The organism is Streptomyces sp. NPDC002076 (assembly GCF_053593835.1).
Genome location: NZ_JBSFDI010000003.1, coordinates 430260 through 446395 on the forward strand (window position 1 = coordinate 430260; position 16136 = coordinate 446395).

The window sequence follows — 16136 nt, forward strand, 5'->3', positions numbered from 1 at the left end:
GCCTGACGCTCAGGATGAAAGGGGTTCAGCGGCATCCGTCATGAAGAGGGGACCAGATGGGTCAGGTACCAGTCGTACGTCCGCCTGAGTCCTTCGTCGAGCCCGATGCGGTGGCTCCAGCCGAGCTCGTGCAACCTGGTGACATCCAGTAGCTTTCTCGGCATCCCGTCCGGCTTTGTGTGGTCGAACACGAATTGTCCTTCGTAGCCGACCACTTTGCCGATGTGCTCGGCCAACTCCAGGATCGAGACGTCCTCACCCGTTCCGACGTTCAGGAACTGCTTCTTCGTGTAGTTGAACAGCAGCCACACCACGGCATCGGCCAAGTCGTCCACATACAGGAACTCACGCCGGCTCGATCCGGTACCCCAGATCGTCACCTCGGAACAGCCCGTCGCCTTTGCCTGATGGATCCTGCTGAGAAGAGACGGGATCACATGAGAGGTCTCGGGATCGAAGTTGTCGTTCTCACCGTAGATGTTTGTCGGCATACAGGAGACGAAGTTCATCCCGAACTCGGCGTGGATGTACTCGCACAGCTTCATCCCTGCGATCTTCGCGTAGGCGTAGGCCTCGTTGGTGGGTTCCGGCCTGCCCGTCATGAGGTACTCCTCCCTCATGGGCTGCGGACAGGCACGGGGGTAGATACAGGAGCTGCCGAGGAACAGAAACGTCTCGACCCCCGCGTCCTTGGCCGACCAGATCAGGTTGTTCTGGATCTGGAGGTTCTCGTACAGGAAGTCCGCGGGATGGCTCATGTTCGCCTTGATGCCGCCCACCCGCGCGGCACTGTCGACGACGTACCGGGGCCGCTCGGTCATGACAAAGTCCCGCACGGAACGTTGGTCGGTGAGGTCGAGCTCGGCCCGCGTGGCCAGAACCAGGTTCTCGTACCCTTCGGAGCGCAGTCGCCGCACGATCGCCTGGCCCACCATCCCGGTGTGCCCGGCGACATAGATCTTCGCTTGCCGGTTCATCCCGCCTGCCCCTTACTCCGTACTTTTCTCTCTCGTCAGCCGGCGAGCAAGCCACACAGGGTTGTCAGCTCTTCCTCGTTCATCTCGGGGTTGTTGCCGAAGTAGAAGCCGTTGGTGTGGACGAGCCGCGCGTTCGGCCGTTCGGTCGTGTCCTGGACGTACTTGCGATAGAAGGGCTGCTGCGTGATGTCACCGGCGATGACTGGACGGATCTCCACCCCGGCCGCCTCGAACTCGGAGCGGTACTTCTGGGCCAGCTCGGGGGTCCTGCAGACGACCGGCATGGCGAAGTTCGACACGGTGTCCATATGGCTCAGGTCGTAGTGGAGTACATCCGCGTTGCCTGCCATGGCCCGCCGGAAGCGCTCGAAGTTGGCCACCCGCGCCCCGACGATCTCGTCCCAGTACCGGATCTGCTGGTTCCCGATGAAGCCGTTGATCTCTGTGGGCCGGAAGTTCGACGCCAGGTCGTAGAAGGTGTACTTGGCCTGGAAGTCGTCCACGCCGGCCTCGGCACGCAGCCTCTCCCGCGTGCCCGGGGGCAGGTTGCGGTCCCAGCCGTGGGCACGGGAGATGACCAGCTGTTCGTACAGCTCCTCGTCGTCGGTGCACACCATGCCGCCCTCGATGGTCGACAGGTGGTGACCGACGAAGAACGAGAACGTCGAGGCGACACCGAAGTTGCCGAGCAGGGTGTGGTTCGTTCTCGACCCCAGGGCCTCGCAGTTGTCCTCGATCAGGAGGACACCGCGGTCGTCACACATGCGCCGCAGCGCCGGAAGATCGTCGCAGAACCCCAGGACGTTGGTCAGGAACAGCGCCTGGCAGCCGGCGATGTGTGCGTCAAAGGCCTCGGGCGAGACGTTCAGCGTGTCCAGCTCGCAGTCGATCGCGACCGGCTCCAGACCCAGCTGGATCAGGGGCATGACGTTGGTCGGCCAGGTCAGTGCGCAGAAGCCGACACGCGCTCCACGCTGAAGGCGGCCCTGGTTCAGCAGGGCCTGGATCAGGAGCAGATTGGCCACGCTTCCGTTGGCCACGAAGACCGCATACGTCCGCTCCTGCTTCTCGGCGAAAGCCGTCTCGAACGCCCGGCACTGCTCGCTCATGCTGAGGACGTCCTGGCTCAGGACGAACTCGGCCAGGGCACGCTTGGTCTCGGCTTCACGATGGAAGCTGGACTTGATCAGTTTGATCACGTGGACAACCTCTGTGGGACGGGTGGCATGTCCAGCCACCGGAACGGGTCAGAGCCGGGCGAGCGGGTGAGCGGGCAGAGGTACGGCCGGCACCGGGCCTTCTCCCTTCCCAGGGAGTGCCTCGAGTTCCGCATCGACCATCAGGCCCGCCAGTTCGGGCGTGCGCACAGCCGGCCGCCAGCCGAGGATCCGTGCCGCCTTCGACGCGTCACCGACCAGGTCGTCGACCTCGGCGGGGCGCAGGTATCTCTCGTCGAAGCGCACGTGGTCGCGCCAGTCGAGGCCCACATGGGCGAAGCAGTGCTCGACGAAATCCTGAACGCTGTAGCTGGTGCCCGTGGCGACGACGTAGTCGTCCGGGGCGTCCTGCTGCAGCATCAGCCACATGGCCTCGACGTACTCCGCTGCGTAGCCCCAGTCGCGGCGCGCTTCGAGGTTGCCGAGGTACAGCGCGTCCTGGAGGCCCGCCTTGATCCGAGCCGCCGCCATGGCCACCTTGCGAGTGACGAACGTGGGCCCCCGGCGCGGTGACTCGTGGTTGAAAAGGATGCCGTTGGCCGCGTAGAGCCCGTACGCCTCACGGTAGTTGCGGGTGATCCAGTACGCGTAGACCTTGGCCACTCCGTACGGGGAGCGAGGGTGGAAAGGAGTCGTCTCGTGCTGCGGCGGGGGCGACGCACCGAACATCTCAGAGCTCGACGCCTGGTAGAAGCGGCAGGGCAGGCCGGTGGTCCGGATGGCCTCGAGCAGCCGCGTGGTGCCCAGTGCCGTCGTGTCCCCGGTGAACAAGGGCTCGTCGAAGGAAACGCGCACATGCGACTGGGCGGCGAGGTTGTACACCTCGTCCGGCCGTACGCGTTCGAGGAGACCGGCGACCCTGCTGGCATCCGTCAGATCGCCGTAGTGCAGGAACAGCCGGGTTTCGGGAGCGTGCGGGTCCTGGTAGAGGTGATCGATACGGCTGGTGGTGAACGTGGAAGCACGCCGGATGATTCCGTGGACGGTGTAGCCCTTGTCCAGGAGCAACTCGGCGAGATAGGAGCCGTCCTGGCCGGTGATTCCGGTGATGAGCGCCGTTCTGGCTGTCACACGCACTCCTTGTGCTGAAGCTGACGAATGGACGACCGGCCGCTTTTTCTGTTGCTGTGCGGCCGGTTCCTTCCTCCCCGGCAACAGCGTAGGAAATAGCCCCTGAACCACCCAGGGTCACGGCCGAGTGTTCCCCCCATGCGGCGCATTCGTAAACGGTTTCCCGTTCAACGGGCGCGCGGCGTCATACGCACCCACAGATGCCAGCCCAGTACTTTCCCGCTGCCGCGTCCGTGAACAGGCAGCGGCGGGGCGTGCAGGAAATGCTTCTCGGTGTGGCGGACGTCGAAGTCGGGGAAGTCCCGTCGCACGCGCCCGACGTCGTAGACCCGTGAAAACGGGTTGTGGGGGCCATCGGTGTTGCGGTGGATGAATTCCGGCATCCGCAGATATCGTGCGAGCCCGATCCTGCGGGCGTTGTCCAGGTGGGCGCCGAGGAGCCCTTGGGGCTTGGGAAGCGCGCCCAGCCGCACCAGCGGATGGGTCGCCAGGAGCGCGGCTCGGCGCAGCAGCCCGATCGACACGAGGTAGTTGAGCGACCAGCGGGCGTACAGCATGACCACCAGCTCTCCGCCGGGCTTCAGTACCCGACGGATCTCCCGCTGGGCCCGGTGGACGTCCGGGACGTGGTGAAGCACCCCGTGGCTGAAGACGACGTCGAAGGATCCGTCCGGGAACGGCAGGTCCAGAACGCTGGCCTGGTGCAGCCCGTCGTACGGCAGTTCACGCAGGGCGAGCCGCGTTCCCGTCCTCCTGACCGCCGTCTCGGTCAGGTCGACCCCCGTCCACCGGGCACCTCGCCTGATCAACTGCTCGGCCTCCGAGCCCTGTCCGAGTCCGATCTCGAGAAGGCGACGCCCGGCGCAGTCCAGTCTCTCCAGGCACGCCGGAATGTGGTGTTCGAGCCGGTACTTCGCGGCGTCGTACCGCGAGAAGAACTCCTCGTAGTCCTGTCGCTCGTCTCCGTCCGGCGCCCCGAAGACGTTGTCACCGCACGGGTGGGCGGACCAGAAATCCTTGATATCCGGTTCAAGCACGAGAATCTCCTGCCGTTTCCACACATGATCCTTGGGCGCAGAAGCTCTTCTATCACGGCGGATGCGAAGCACCGAGTTACCGTCCCGTGAGTCCCCTACTTTTCTGCATCGACATATCCTATGAATAAAAAGAAGCCAACGTGTCGCACTGGCCTCTGCGACCCCGGGCATGATGCCGTGAAACCTCGGATAAGATCTCGATAAATTGTTTGGAGGGAGACGTCATGTTCCCGTTCCACCCGAGGGATACGCAGCTCTTGGTGCCGACCGTCCTCGCGCTGAGGCACAGTGCGGGCCTCGGAGGCATGGGCAGGGCCGCCGAATTCTTCACCCCGGTGCTGCGGCGCCTGTGTGATGTCGTGGGGGTCGTCTCCCTTTCCGCGGAACGCAGGTCCGACCGCTTCGAGCCGCCGTGGCTCGCCAAGGTCGGCGCAACGGGCTTGGCCATGCGGCGTTTCGCCCGGATGCTGGTCGCAAAACGTCCGGACGCCGTCTACCTGCCGATCTCCCAGTGGGGTCTTCCCCTGCTGCGGGACGCCCTCATCGTCGCCCTCGCCAAGGCATGCCGGTCCACGCCGGTGCTGCACCTCCACGGCGCCCAGTTGCCGGCCCGGCTCTCCGCGGCCCCGCTTCTGCGGAAGGCACTGGGTGGAGCCCACTGGATCGTCCTGAGCGAGGACGTGGCCGCGGAACTGCGTGCCAGTGGCTGCGGTACGAGGTCGGTGACGGTGATCCGGAACCCGGCACCGGAGACGCACCGCCAAGCCGGTGCGTCTCCCACGCGGAACCGCACGCAGTCGGCGGACCCCGGTGCCGTGCGGCCTTTGCGCGTCGCCTGGCTCGGCACGATGTGCCGGGCCAAGGGCTTCGACGTGTTGTGCGATGCGGTGGACCGGATGAAACGGTCGGGCACCGCCGTGGATTTCTCCGTCGCCGGGATGCGCCGGGACGTGCCGGAATCCCGGATGGGTTGTGTGGACCGGGACCTCGGTGTGCTCCAGCCGGCGGACGTCCCCGGGTTCTGGTCCGCTGCCGACGTGTTCGTCCTCCCGGCCCGCTGGGCCGAAGGACTCCCCTTCGTACTGCTCGAGGCGTTGCAGGCGGGCTGCGCCGTCGCGGGGACCCCGTCCGCCGGCTGCGCCGAACTCTTCCGCCACGGATGCGTGGACGCCGTCGAACCCACGGTCACCTCGGTCACCGCCTTCCTCGAGGCCTGCCGGACCGACCTGGACGGTGTCCGGGACCGCCAGCAGGAGGCGTGGCATCGGCTGCGGCCGCTGTACGCGCGCGATCGTGTCGAGGAGTCGTTCGCGCGCTTCTGGGAGACATCGATTCTCGGACAAGGTTGAATGCGTTGGAGGCACAGGTGCACACACCGCCTACGCCGGGACTGCCCGACGAGACCACGGCAACCGGGAGGGCGGGCCCGGGTCGGCCCGTGACGGTGTGCGAACTGCCCGTCCACCCGCTCACCCTGGAGGAGTCGGTGACGGCCGCCGAGGCACTGATCGCGGACGGCGGCCCTCACCAGCACGTCGTGCTGAACGCCTCGAAGATCGTCCAGGCCCATGACGACCCGGCACTGGCGCGGATCATCCGCTCGTGCTCGCTCGTCAACGCCGACGGACAGTCGGTCGTATGGGCGGCCCGCCTCCTCGGCAGCCCGCTGCCCGAACGGGTCGCGGGCATCGACTTCATGCTGGCGCTGTGGCGTACGGCGGCACTCCGCGGGTACCGCGTCTACCTCCTGGGCGCCGAACCCAGGGTGGTCGAGGAGACCGCCCGCATCGCCGCCGCCCAGGGTGTCCAGGTCGTCGGGCACCGGGACGGCTACTGGGACGAGACCCAGGAGCCGCAGGTGGTGGCGGCCGTCCGTGAAGCCCGTCCGGACATCCTGTTCCTCGCCGTGCCGAGTCCGCGCAAGGAGTACTTTCTCGCGCGCCGGCAGCAGGAGTTGGGCTGCGCCCTGGTGGTCGGCGTCGGCGGATCCTTCGACGTGGTGGCGGGAGTGCGCAGCAGGGCACCGCGGTGGATGCAGCGGGCCGGCCTCGAATGGTTCCACCGCCTGGTCCAGGAGCCGCGCCGCATGTTCGTGCGGTACGCGGTGGGCAACACCCGGTTCGTCGCCCTCGTCGCCGCCTGCTGGGCACGTCGGCCGGCCGGCCGCGGGGGCGGAGCGTAAGGCGGGCGACCACGCCGCGTACCACCGCGGGCCCGGGCCATCCGGCTCGGGCCCGCGGTGGTACGCCTGGAACACGGTGACGTGCCAGGTGCGGGCGGTGGCTTCCACGTGGTTCGCCGTGCCGTACGCGGCGGCCGGTACGGCGTCGCTTCGAACGCGACCGCACGCCCCCGCAGGAACAGCAGGCGCCGCAGGGCCCCGCGAGCCGGAGCACTTCGAGTGACGCCCGCGCTTGCGTCCACCGTTCGCCACGCACCCGGCCCGGCCGGGGAACGCCCGCTTCCGGCGAGGAACTCACCCCGGCGCTCACCACCCAGGAGCCAGGGCACCACAGCCAACGCCGAAGGGCCGAGAAGACGATTGTCCTCAACGGCCCTCCGGCGACACCGATCTGCTCAGCCAAGTCCTACCAGTGGTGCCGGTGATGCCCCGGCTTCTCCTCGTGGTGCGGCTTGGGATGGGGCTTGGGATGGGGCTTGGGATGGGGCTTGGGCGGATCCGCAACCACGTGCACCGTGCCGACGTTCGCGTCACCGAGGCTGTTGTCTCCCCAGGCGGCGATGGCACCCGGATACGTGCCGAGCGTGTCCGCGGCGATGGAGATGTAGTCGCCCATGTAGTGCGGGGGCGGCACCTGATCCACCATGCTCGGGAAGAACCGGGAGCTCACGGGCGCCCTCTTCCAGCTGCTTCCCCCGTCGGAGGACTGGGCGACCACGGCTTGGATGTTGAAGTTCCTCGCGACGCCCCGGTAGATGCCCTGCCGGTCGTAGTAGAGACTATAGAGGTTGCCGTGTGAGTCCACGTCCAGAGCCGGCTGGTACCAGTCGACCTGTTCCCCGACGGGGCCGTCGTTCACCCGGGTCGGGGCACTCCATGTGGCACCGCCGTCCGTCGACCTGGAGAACAGCGCGCTGGAGAAGCAGTACTTCTTGACGTTCTCGCAGTTGCTGTTGGGGTCGGGCTGCTGCGCGTAACGGCCGTCGTGCCATGTCACGTACAAGGCCTTGTTCGACGGTGCGACCGCCAGGCCCTGCAGATCCACGAAGTTGCGGAACAAACCCTGCAGCAACGTACCGTCGCCGGTGGGCACCACCGGACTGATCAAGTGGTCCCCGCCGAAGCTGGCGCCGTCGTCCACCGACCGGCGGACATGGATGGACCGGTGCTGGAAATCGGGGTCGTAGCGCTCCCAGGCGACGTAGACGTTGCCGCCCTTGCCCGTTTTCACCAGAGACGAGAACACGGTGGCTGTAAGGCCGCAGTCCTGGTCGATCACCTGTGGTGCCGTCCAGGTCGCCCCGCCGTCGGTCGACTTGACGTACTCGATCGCCGTGCGGAAGGCGCCGCCACAGAAGGTTCCGGAGCCGTCGAAGTCGGTGTATGTCACGTGGATGATGTCGTCGGACGGGGAAGCGGTCGGCCCCGGCTCGACGGTGATCATCGGCTTGTCGAGGAAATGGGTGCCGAGGTCCCCGCTGGCCGCCAGGTCACCGTGGTGGAAGCTCTTGCCGCCGTCCGTGGAACGGGCCACCGAGATACCGCTCTTGATGGTGCCGTCGGTCAGGAACGACATGGACGTCGACCCGAAGTAGAAGTTGTTGCTGGTCGAGCAGCCCAGCGTCGGGTCACCGGTCAGGTCCCGTCGGGTCACGCCGGGCGGGGGCGGATCGGCGATCAGGGCGCCCATGTCGGTGTACGACGGCAGCTTCTGGTCCGGGTTGGTGGTGCGGGACCACCCAAGGAGGCTGAGGGCGCCGCTCGGCGGGGGGTTGACAAGCGTCGACACGAAGCTTCCGGTGTCGTTGTAGCCGATGACCGCCGTCTTGCCGCACCAGGCAGTGCTCGGCTCGCTCTGCGTGTTGCCGTCGAACCTGGAGATGAAGTTGTCCGGGGCGTTCGGGTCGTTGGCGTAGCCCTGAGGCGCCGGCCGTGGCGTCAGCGGCAGTTGCCTGGGCCGGGTCTTCAGCAACTTTTTGTTGTTCGCCAGATTGAGTAGAAACTGGCCTGATCCCGACAGGAGCCGCTGATGTTGGGCGGGGATGCTGTGCTTCAGCTTTTCTCCCGCCGCAGAGAGTTGGTTGAGGGGAGACGGAGGCTGCTGCTGGGCGATCGCCGGCGTTGCGGCCACACCGACCACGGTGACGAACGCGGCGAGCAGGCCCCGGGCTGCCACGCGACGTCTCCGTGGTCGCCTTTCGGGGTCCGAAAGGAAGTTCAACGCGGTCACTCCTTTGCTAGGACTGCGTCAGCACTGCTTTATCCCTTTCATATCTCGGCATCGTCGCTGCAGAGGCGAAAGGCATCTGTTCCCCAAGTGAATGGCACCCGTTCAGCTGATCAGGATTTGCCCCGGAGCCACTCCTGGCTCGACCTCGATCGTTCATGGGGGTCCGTCAGCTTGCGGACGGACCCCTTTGTGGCGGGTGTTGGTGGGATTCTCGAAGTGCGGGCAGGTGAGAGCCCGCCTGTCGCGCCGGGGTGTGCGCCGGATTCCACGGTTCCGGTGGACCGGTGCTGCTCGCAGGGACAGCGGGGTCGGAGGCCACCGGCCCGAACACGGCCGGCTCGGCCCGCAGCATGCCCACATCGGCCAGGCAGTCCCCGCCCAGCGCCACCGCGAGCGCGACATCCAGCAGGATCTTGCCCGGATCGTGTACTGCCCACGGCTTGTGCCACGGCACAAGCGCCGCTGATGTCGCCGCATCCAGGCCGGATTTGCGGACCGTCTCGACCGGCAGCACCGCATCAGCCTGCGACACGATCCCGCGGCCATCGCCGTCGACGCGACACGCGGATAGCACCCGATGCGCATCTTCACCTGGAAAGTGCCTCCGGCGGTGGCGGGAACAAGGACCTCAGCAACCCCCGTTCTCGCTGGTCAGAGGCACTTTCTGCGTTCTTGATCACGAGTCGGAACAGCCCGCCTCGTGAAAGCGCGAGGTTAGGTCGAAAGAGCGGAGCGCGTCACCCCGCTCGCGATCATAACCGTATGGAGTCGCACATATGCATAAAGTGATGCCCGCTGGGAGTCGAGCAGCGGCTCCCACTTGAGCAGGGGAGAAAGACATGCCATCCATTGCCCGGACTCTTGGGGCGGTCGGTGTCGGTGCCGTGCTTGCGCTCGGCATCACACAGTCCGCGTCCGCAGCGCAAGGACAGCTGATCATCGGCGGCACGACGTACAACAACCCCAGCGGCTGCTACATGGTGGGGAGTCTGCCGACTCAGGTGCAGAATCAGACCAATGGCATCGCGTACGTCTTCAGCGGCACCAATTGCTCGGGGTTCGTGATTCAGACTCTGACGCCCGGCTCGAGTGCCGTCGACAGCTACGGATACAGCGTGTACGTGGGGTAGGCCCCGCCTGCTCGCCGTGAACCGCCCGACTCTGGCCTCCACCAGCAGCACGGTCCCGGCCTGGGAGACCACCGAACAGCCGCCGCCCTCGATGCGGACACGCGGGTGGGACCCCATACGCTTCTCCATCTGGAAAGTGCTTCTTCCCGCGCAGCCGACAGGACCCTCAGCGAGTCCTGTCGTTGCAGGTCAGGAGCACTTTCCGGCATTGTGGGCCAGCCCTCGCCCGGCCACCTCACGAGGGCGCGTGCCAGGGCAGCGCCGCGGGAGATCCCAGCACGAGTGACGGCACGCCGATCTCGGGCTCCCCCGAGGCAGGCCAGGCGTGGATCACCCACGGCACGGCGCGCGGCCCCGGCTCAGCCACCGGCACGGTCCCGGATGCTCCGGGCGTATCCCCGGCAGCCTGGAGGCGAACGAAGGCGTCGCCCACGAGTTCGGCCTCGGCGACATCAACGGCGACGAGTACCCCGACCCGCGATGGGAACGCGCGCGGCAGCCGGCCGGGCGACTCGGGCATCTCCATGACGGGCACGCGGCACGAGTGGCAAGTCACCCTGGCACGAGAGTCCCCTGAGCTTCCGCGGATGCCCGCATGTCGCTCCCCTGGACGAGTCTTCCGATGTGATCAGTGGTCGTAGGCGACCAGGGATCGCATGACCAGCTGTCCGGTCTTGTGGTCGTGCCGGATCGCCGCGGTCGGTGCGAGGACGGGCTGAGCGACGCGGTCGGTCACGCCCTCGCAGGTCCGGCCGCAATGCTGTTCCAGGTCGAGCCGCCCCTGAGGGTGTCGTTCACCGACTCGATCAGCTGCCGCACCGACTTCAGCAGGGACTCGCCCCTGCGGCGTTTCTCCCACGACATTGCAGGCCAGAGCGGTCAGGACGTGCTGGACGTGGGTCTTGCGCAGGCCTCGGTAGCGGGCTCTGCGGAGGCCGCAGGTGCGGATGTTCTGGGAGAGGGTGGCCGGCGCCCCGAAGACGTTGTCACCAGACGGGTGGGCGGACCAGAAATCCTTGATATCCGGTTCAAGTACGAGAATCTCCTGCGGTTTCCCCACATGATTCTGGGGCGCAGAAGCTCTTCTATCACGGCGGATGCGAAGCACCGGGTTATCGTCCCGCGAGTCCCCTATTTTTCTGCATCGACATATCCTATGAAGAACAGGATGCCAACGTGTCACACTGGACTCCGCGGGTCACACATGATGCCGTGACGGCTCAGAATGTTTCCGCAATTGTCCGGTTTCCGGGACTCTTTCGCATTCCTCGTTCCGGTCCGTACGGAAGGACGGGGTGTGTTACCTATCTGCCGAAGGAATCCGCGGCACCGCTCGAAACCGACCGTCCTCGCGTTGAGGCACAGCGCGGGACTCGGCGGCATGGGCAGGGCCGGCGAGTTCTTCACCCCTGTTCTCAGGTGCCTCTGCCACGTCCCGGCCGTCGTCACCCTTTCCGCGGTTCGGACGTCCGACGGCTTCGAGGCGTCCTGGCCCGCGAAGATCCGTACCACGGTCTCGGTCCTGTGGCAGTGCACCCGGGTGCTGCTCAGGGATTCCCCCGACGCCGTCTATCTGCCGATCTCCCAGTGGGGTCTCCCGCTCCTGAGGGACGTCCTCGTAGTCGCGCTCGCCAGGGCCACCGGATCCGCTCCGGTACTGCACCTCCATGGCGCCCAGCTGCCGGCCAAGCTCTCCGGCGCCCCGCTCCTGCGGAAGGCACTGGGCGGAGCCCACTGGATCGTCCTGAGCGAGGACGTGGCCGCGGACCTGCGGGCCAGTGGCTGCCGTACGCGATCCGTGACGGTGATCCGGAACCCGGCGCCGGGGACTCACCCCGAAGCTCGCGCCCGTCCTCCGCGCACCGGCACGCCGTCATGGGCGCCGAGTGCCGCGCGCCCCCTTCGCGTCGGTTGGCTCGGTACGATGTGCACGGCCAAGGGCTTCGACATCCTGTGCGATGCGGTGGACCGGGTGAAGCGTTCGGGTGCCGCCATTGAGTTCTCCACCGCCGGGATGCGTAGGGACGTGCCGCCCTCCCGGATGCACTGCGTGGACCGCGACCTCGGTGTGCTCCAGCCGGCGGACGTCCCCGCCTTCTGGTCCGCCGTCGACGTGTTCGTCCTTCCGGCCCGCTGGGCGGAAGGACTCCCCTTCGTGTTTCTCGAGGCCCTGCAGGCGGGCTGCGCCGTGGCGGGGACCCGTTCCCCCGGCTGTGCCGAACTCTTCCGCCACGGGTGTGTGGACGACGTCGAACCCACGGTCGGCTCGGTCACCGGTTTCCTCGAAGCCTGCCGGACCGACCTCGACGGCGTCCGGCAGCGCCAGCAGAAGGCATGGCACCAACTGCGAGCACTCTACGCACAGGACGGCGTCGAGAAGTCGTTCGCGCGGTTCTGGGAGACCGCGCCGTTCGGACAAGGTTGACGATCCGTTGGAGGCACAGGTGCACACACCGCATACGGCGGGGCAGCCCGACGAGGCCACGGCGACCGGAAAAGCGGGACCATGCCCGCACGTGACGGTCTGTGGACTGCCCGTCCACCCGCTCACCCTGGAGGAGTCGGTGGCGGCGGCCGAGGCACTGATCGCGGACGGCGGCCCCCACCAGCACGTCGTGCTGAACGCCGCCAAGATCGTCCAGGCGCACGACGACCCGGAACTGGCGCGGATCATCCGCTCGTGCTCGCTCGTCAACGCCGACGGGCAGTCGGTCGTGTGGGCGGGCCGTCTCCTCGGAAGTCCGCTGCCCGAACGGGTCGCGGGCATCGACTTCATGACGGCGCTGTGGCGCAGCGCCGCACGCAACGGATATCGCGTCTATCTGCTGGGCGCCGAACCCAGGGTGGTCGAGGAGACCGCCCGCATCGCCGCCGCCCAGGGTGTCCAGGTCGTCGGGCACCGGGACGGCTACTGGGACGAGACCCAGGAGCCGCAGGTGGTGGCGGCCGTCCGAGAAGCCCGTCCGGACATCCTGTTCCTCGCCGTGCCGAGTCCGCGCAAGGAGTACTTTCTCGCGCGCCGGCAGCAGGAGTTGGGCTGCGCCCTGGTGGTCGGCGTCGGCGGATCCTTCGACGTGGTGGCGGGAGTGCGCAGCAGGGCACCGCGGTGGATGCAGCGGGCCGGCCTCGAATGGTTCCACCGCCTGGTCCAGGAGCCCCGCCGCATGTTCGTGCGGTACGCGGTGGGCAACTGCCGGTTCCTCGCCCTCACCGCCGTCTACTGGATGCGGCGGTCGGCTCACCGCGAGGGCGGCGCGTAGGGCCGTCGGGCGAGCGCGGCACCGGCGCCGTATGCGTATGTGCTCTTTCCGGGCGGATTCGCCTTCCACGCCGGCGAACGTCCAGCGCGAGGTCTCCGCCGGGGTCCGCGCATCAGCGCCTTCGGCAGCCTGGGCGCTTTCGTTCCTGGGGCCGGTCGGACTGGCGTTGGCCGGGCCTGGACATGCTCGTCGAGAACGCGGCTGCTCATTCCCGAGTCGTGCCCATCGCGCAGACGGAGGAGGCTGATCTGGAGATGCCTCGTTGGTTCCCTGTCCTGCGCACTCGACCTGCCGCACGCCTTGGCCGAGTGGGTCACCATGCTCATCGTCACCCGCGAGGGTGACCGCCGCTGCGAGCTCGCCCCACCAGCGGCAACCGCTCGGTGTCAGGACGCGCCGACCGGCCCCTACTGTGGACCCATGGGTGCCTACGACGCCGAGACCGGCCGGCTGGCCGCCGCCGCGCGGGACGCACTGGTGCGGGAGATCGACGCCGAGGGGGCCTGGGCCGGGGACCCGGTGTGGCGGGGGGCGTTCGCGGCGGTGCCCCGGCACCTGTTCGTGCCGTACTACTACGTCGCCGGGCCGCGCGGCTACGAGCGCCGCTGGGGCGAGAGCCCGGACCCTCAGGCGCGCGAGCGCTGGGTGCGCGGCGCCTACGAGGACGTTCCGCTGGCCACCCGGCTGCGCGACGGCGAGCTGGTCTCCTCCAGCAGCCAGCCCTCCCTGATGGCGCGGATGCTGGCCGCGCTGGAGGTCGAGGACGGCGACCGGGTCCTCGAGGTGGGCGCCGGCACCGGCTACAACGCGGCGCTGCTCGCCCACCGGCTCGGCGACGACGACCTCGTCACCACCGTCGATCTGGAACCGGAGATCACCGAGTCGGCCCGCCGGCACCTGGAGGCGGCCGGATTCCACCCGGCCGTCGTCACCGGCGACGGCGCGCGCGGCGTGCCCGAACGCGCCCCGTTCGACCGGATCATCGCCACCTGCGAGCTGTCCACGGTCCCACGCGCCTGGCTCGCCCAGTGCCGCCCCGGCGCCCGCATCCTCGCCCCGCTGGCCACCGGCCTGCTCGCGCTGACGGTGCGGGACGCGACCCACGGCGAGGGCTGTTTCCTGGCCACGCCCGCCTACTTCGTGCCGCTGCGCGGCGCGGGCCGAGGAGGGCCGGAGGGCGTGTCGCTCGCCGGGCTGCCGGGCCGGGCCCGCGAGCAGGAGACGTTCCGCTTCCTGCTCGCGCTGACCCGGGGCACCCTCGATCCGCAGGAGGCCTACGCGCTGTGGCAGCGCGAGGGCGAGCCGGAGCGCGAGCGGTACGGCGTCACGGTCAACGGCGGGCACACCTGGGCGTGGCTGGACGAGCCGGAGGGGCCGTACGCCTGGCCCCTCCCGTGACCGTCCCCGGCGCGCTCAGGCCCGGCGGATCGTGATCGTCGTCCAGGCGCCCACGTGCACCCGGTCGCCGTCCTGCAGCGGAACCGGCACGAACGGCTGGATCGGTTCCTCGGACATGTTGACCGTGGTGCCGTTGGTCGAGTTCTGGTCGACGACCGCCCAACTGCCGTCCGGCTGCTGCACCAGCACCGCGTGCTGGTGCGAGACGCCCGGATCCTCCGGCGGCACCGACAGGTCGATGTCGGGGGTGTCGCCGGTGGAGTGCCGGCGGCGGCCGATGGTGACCTGGTTGCCGCCGAGCGTGCGCTGCTGCTCGGGCGAGTACGCGGGCAGGTTCAGGCCCGCGGCCTCGGGGCCCGAGCGCTGCATCATCGCCATGAAGTAGTCGCGGTCCGGGCCGATGGTCGCCGTCCAGGTGGTCCGCTGCTGCGGGAAACCCGCGCCGGGCGGGGCCTGCGTGGCGCCGGGCTGCGGGTAGCCGTACCCGCCGCCCTGACCGCCACCGTGGCCGCCGGCCGGGCCGGAGGCCGACGGCGGAGATATCACCCAGTCGTCGTCCCCGCCGAAGGCGGGGCCGGGGGCCGCGGGACCGCCCGGCTGCCCACCGCCCGGACCTTGGGGCGGACCGCCGGCGCCGGGCCGGCCGGTCTCGCGCGGGAACGCGGGCGGAGCGGGCGGCCCGGACTGCTGGAACGCCTGTGGGGCACCGCCCGGACCGGCGGACGGGGTCGGACCGGGCGGTGGCGGCAGCGGACGCGAGGGGTCGCCGCCGAAGCCGGAGGGACCGGGCGCGCCGGGACCGCCCTGGGGCGGGCCGGGGGGAGTGGGGCCACCGGGGCCGGAGGGCTCACGGCCGAAGGGACCACCGGGACCGGACGGCTCGCGACCGAAGGGCGGCGGACCGGCCGGACCGCCGGGCGCACCGGGCCCCTGAGGCTGCCCCGGGCCGCCGCCGAAACCGGAGGGACCACCGGGCCCCTGCCCTTGACCGCCGCCGAAACCCGAAGGACCACCGGCACCCGGGGCGCCCTGCCCCGGGCCACCGAAACCGGCGGGGCCACCGGCACCCGGGCCGCCCTGCCCCGGGCCACCGAAGCCACCCGGACCGCCCGGCCCGGAGGGACCCGGTGAGGTCGGCGGGCCCGACGGGCCGCGCTCGGCGGCGAACGGCGTCGGGCCCGACGGCTCGCTGCCGAAGGACGGGATCGGCTCGGCGGGCCGGTTCATCTGCGAGGGGCGCGAGCCCTGGTACTCGTACCCGTCATTGCCGCCGTACGTCGCGCTCGGCGGCTGGAACCGCGGCTGCGGCGGGCGCGGCGCGGCCGGGGTGTACGAGGTGGCCGTGTTGGTCAGGAAGTTCCACCGGCACTCCTCGCAGAAGGGCGCGCCGCCCTCGCGGGGCGTACGGCACTGCGGGCACAGCTCCGGCTCCGGGGCCGAGGCGGCCGGCGGGCGTCCGCCGGCCTGGGTGCCCTGCGGCGGCGGGAAGCCGTAACCGCCCGCGGGCGGGGGCGGCGGGGGCGGAGGTACGGCACCGGCCATGCGGTGACCGCAGACCTCGCACCAGTCGTCGGAACCCGACTGGTGTCCGTTCGGGCAGGTCGGCATGTCGGTGCTTCCCCTTCTCCGGATGT

13 protein-coding genes and 4 pseudogenes are annotated in these 16136 nt (G+C 68.9%); 7 read left to right on the forward strand and 10 right to left on the reverse strand.

Translation table 11 applies throughout. The features are described 5' to 3' along the window. Window positions 1–38 precede the first annotated feature (38 nt). The 4 genes from ACWCQS_RS09120 to ACWCQS_RS09135 form a co-directional block, all read right to left on the reverse strand. Window positions 39–977 (reverse strand): GDP-L-fucose synthase family protein, encoded by a 939-nt coding sequence (locus ACWCQS_RS09120; protein ID WP_451003836.1) that lies wholly within the window; start codon window positions 975–977, stop codon window positions 39–41. Between the two features lie 35 nt (window positions 978–1012). Beyond that, window positions 1013–2176 carry a DegT/DnrJ/EryC1/StrS family aminotransferase gene (locus ACWCQS_RS09125; RefSeq protein ID WP_451003837.1) on the reverse strand — a complete coding sequence of 388 codons (1164 nt, stop codon included), beginning with the start codon at window positions 2174–2176 and terminating at the stop codon, window positions 1013–1015. Between the two features lie 48 nt (window positions 2177–2224). Next, window positions 2225–3265 (reverse strand): GDP-mannose 4,6-dehydratase, encoded by a 1041-nt coding sequence (gmd, locus tag ACWCQS_RS09130; RefSeq protein ID WP_451003838.1) that lies wholly within the window; start codon window positions 3263–3265, stop codon window positions 2225–2227. Window positions 3266–3432: 167 nt separating this feature from the next. Further along, complete coding sequence (locus ACWCQS_RS09135; RefSeq protein WP_451003839.1) at window positions 3433–4302, reverse strand: class I SAM-dependent methyltransferase; 870 nt, start codon at window positions 4300–4302, stop codon at window positions 3433–3435. A gap of 224 nt (window positions 4303–4526) precedes the next feature. On the opposite strand from ACWCQS_RS09135, the gene ACWCQS_RS09140 reads away from it, so the two are divergent. Then, window positions 4527–5651: a glycosyltransferase family 4 protein gene (locus ACWCQS_RS09140; RefSeq protein ID WP_451003840.1), complete on the forward strand. Its 1125-nt coding sequence runs from the start codon at window positions 4527–4529 to the stop codon at window positions 5649–5651. Window positions 5652–5668: 17 nt separating this feature from the next. After that, complete coding sequence (locus tag ACWCQS_RS09145; protein WP_451003841.1) at window positions 5669–6484, forward strand: WecB/TagA/CpsF family glycosyltransferase; 816 nt, start codon at window positions 5669–5671, stop codon at window positions 6482–6484. 406 nt (window positions 6485–6890) lie between these two features. Here the strand turns inward: ACWCQS_RS09145 and ACWCQS_RS09150 are convergent, their stop codons facing one another. Together ACWCQS_RS09150 and ACWCQS_RS09155 are read right to left on the reverse strand one after the other, a co-directional pair. After that, entirely contained in the window at window positions 6891–8660 is a 1770-nt protein-coding gene (locus ACWCQS_RS09150) for a sialidase family protein (RefSeq protein ID WP_451003842.1), read from the reverse strand. A 352-nt stretch (window positions 8661–9012) separates the two neighbouring features. Beyond that, window positions 9013–9299: pseudogene (locus ACWCQS_RS09155) on the reverse strand (transposase); the annotation flags it as partial. A 254-nt stretch (window positions 9300–9553) separates the two neighbouring features. Here ACWCQS_RS09155 and ACWCQS_RS09160 point away from each other — a divergent pair. Continuing rightward, window positions 9554–9844 (forward strand): hypothetical protein, encoded by a 291-nt coding sequence (locus ACWCQS_RS09160; protein ID WP_451003934.1) that lies wholly within the window; start codon window positions 9554–9556, stop codon window positions 9842–9844. A 235-nt stretch (window positions 9845–10079) separates the two neighbouring features. Here the strand turns inward: ACWCQS_RS09160 and ACWCQS_RS09165 are convergent, their stop codons facing one another. The 3 genes and pseudogenes from ACWCQS_RS09165 to ACWCQS_RS09175 form a co-directional block, all read right to left on the reverse strand. Continuing rightward, on the reverse strand, window positions 10080–10364 hold the full coding sequence (locus tag ACWCQS_RS09165) for a hypothetical protein (protein WP_451003843.1): 285 nt from the start codon (window positions 10362–10364) through the stop codon (window positions 10080–10082). 108 nt (window positions 10365–10472) lie between these two features. Continuing rightward, window positions 10473–10699: pseudogene (locus ACWCQS_RS09170) on the reverse strand (IS982 family transposase); the annotation flags it as partial. A 55-nt stretch (window positions 10700–10754) separates the two neighbouring features. After that, window positions 10755–11027: pseudogene (locus tag ACWCQS_RS09175) on the reverse strand (hypothetical protein); the annotation flags it as partial. A 171-nt stretch (window positions 11028–11198) separates the two neighbouring features. Here ACWCQS_RS09175 and ACWCQS_RS09180 point away from each other — a divergent pair. The 4 genes and pseudogenes from ACWCQS_RS09180 (at window position 11199) to ACWCQS_RS09195 (ending at window position 14502) form a co-directional block, all read left to right on the forward strand. After that, window positions 11199–12269 (forward strand): glycosyltransferase family 4 protein, encoded by a 1071-nt coding sequence (locus tag ACWCQS_RS09180; protein ID WP_451003844.1) that lies wholly within the window; start codon window positions 11199–11201, stop codon window positions 12267–12269. 91 nt (window positions 12270–12360) lie between these two features. After that, on the forward strand, window positions 12361–13104 hold the full coding sequence (locus ACWCQS_RS09185) for a WecB/TagA/CpsF family glycosyltransferase (protein ID WP_451003845.1): 744 nt from the start codon (window positions 12361–12363) through the stop codon (window positions 13102–13104). Window positions 13105–13374: 270 nt separating this feature from the next. After that, window positions 13375–13470 (forward strand): annotated as a pseudogene (locus ACWCQS_RS09190) (IS5/IS1182 family transposase); the annotation flags it as partial. A 54-nt stretch (window positions 13471–13524) separates the two neighbouring features. Further along, a complete protein-coding gene (locus tag ACWCQS_RS09195; RefSeq protein ID WP_451003927.1) occupies window positions 13525–14502 on the forward strand; it encodes a methyltransferase domain-containing protein in 978 nt (325 codons plus the stop codon). Between the two features lie 15 nt (window positions 14503–14517). Here ACWCQS_RS09195 and ACWCQS_RS09200 read toward each other — a convergent pair whose 3' ends face one another. After that, complete coding sequence (locus ACWCQS_RS09200; protein WP_451003846.1) at window positions 14518–16110, reverse strand: FHA domain-containing protein; 1593 nt, start codon at window positions 16108–16110, stop codon at window positions 14518–14520. Window positions 16111–16136: the final 26 nt, after the last annotated feature.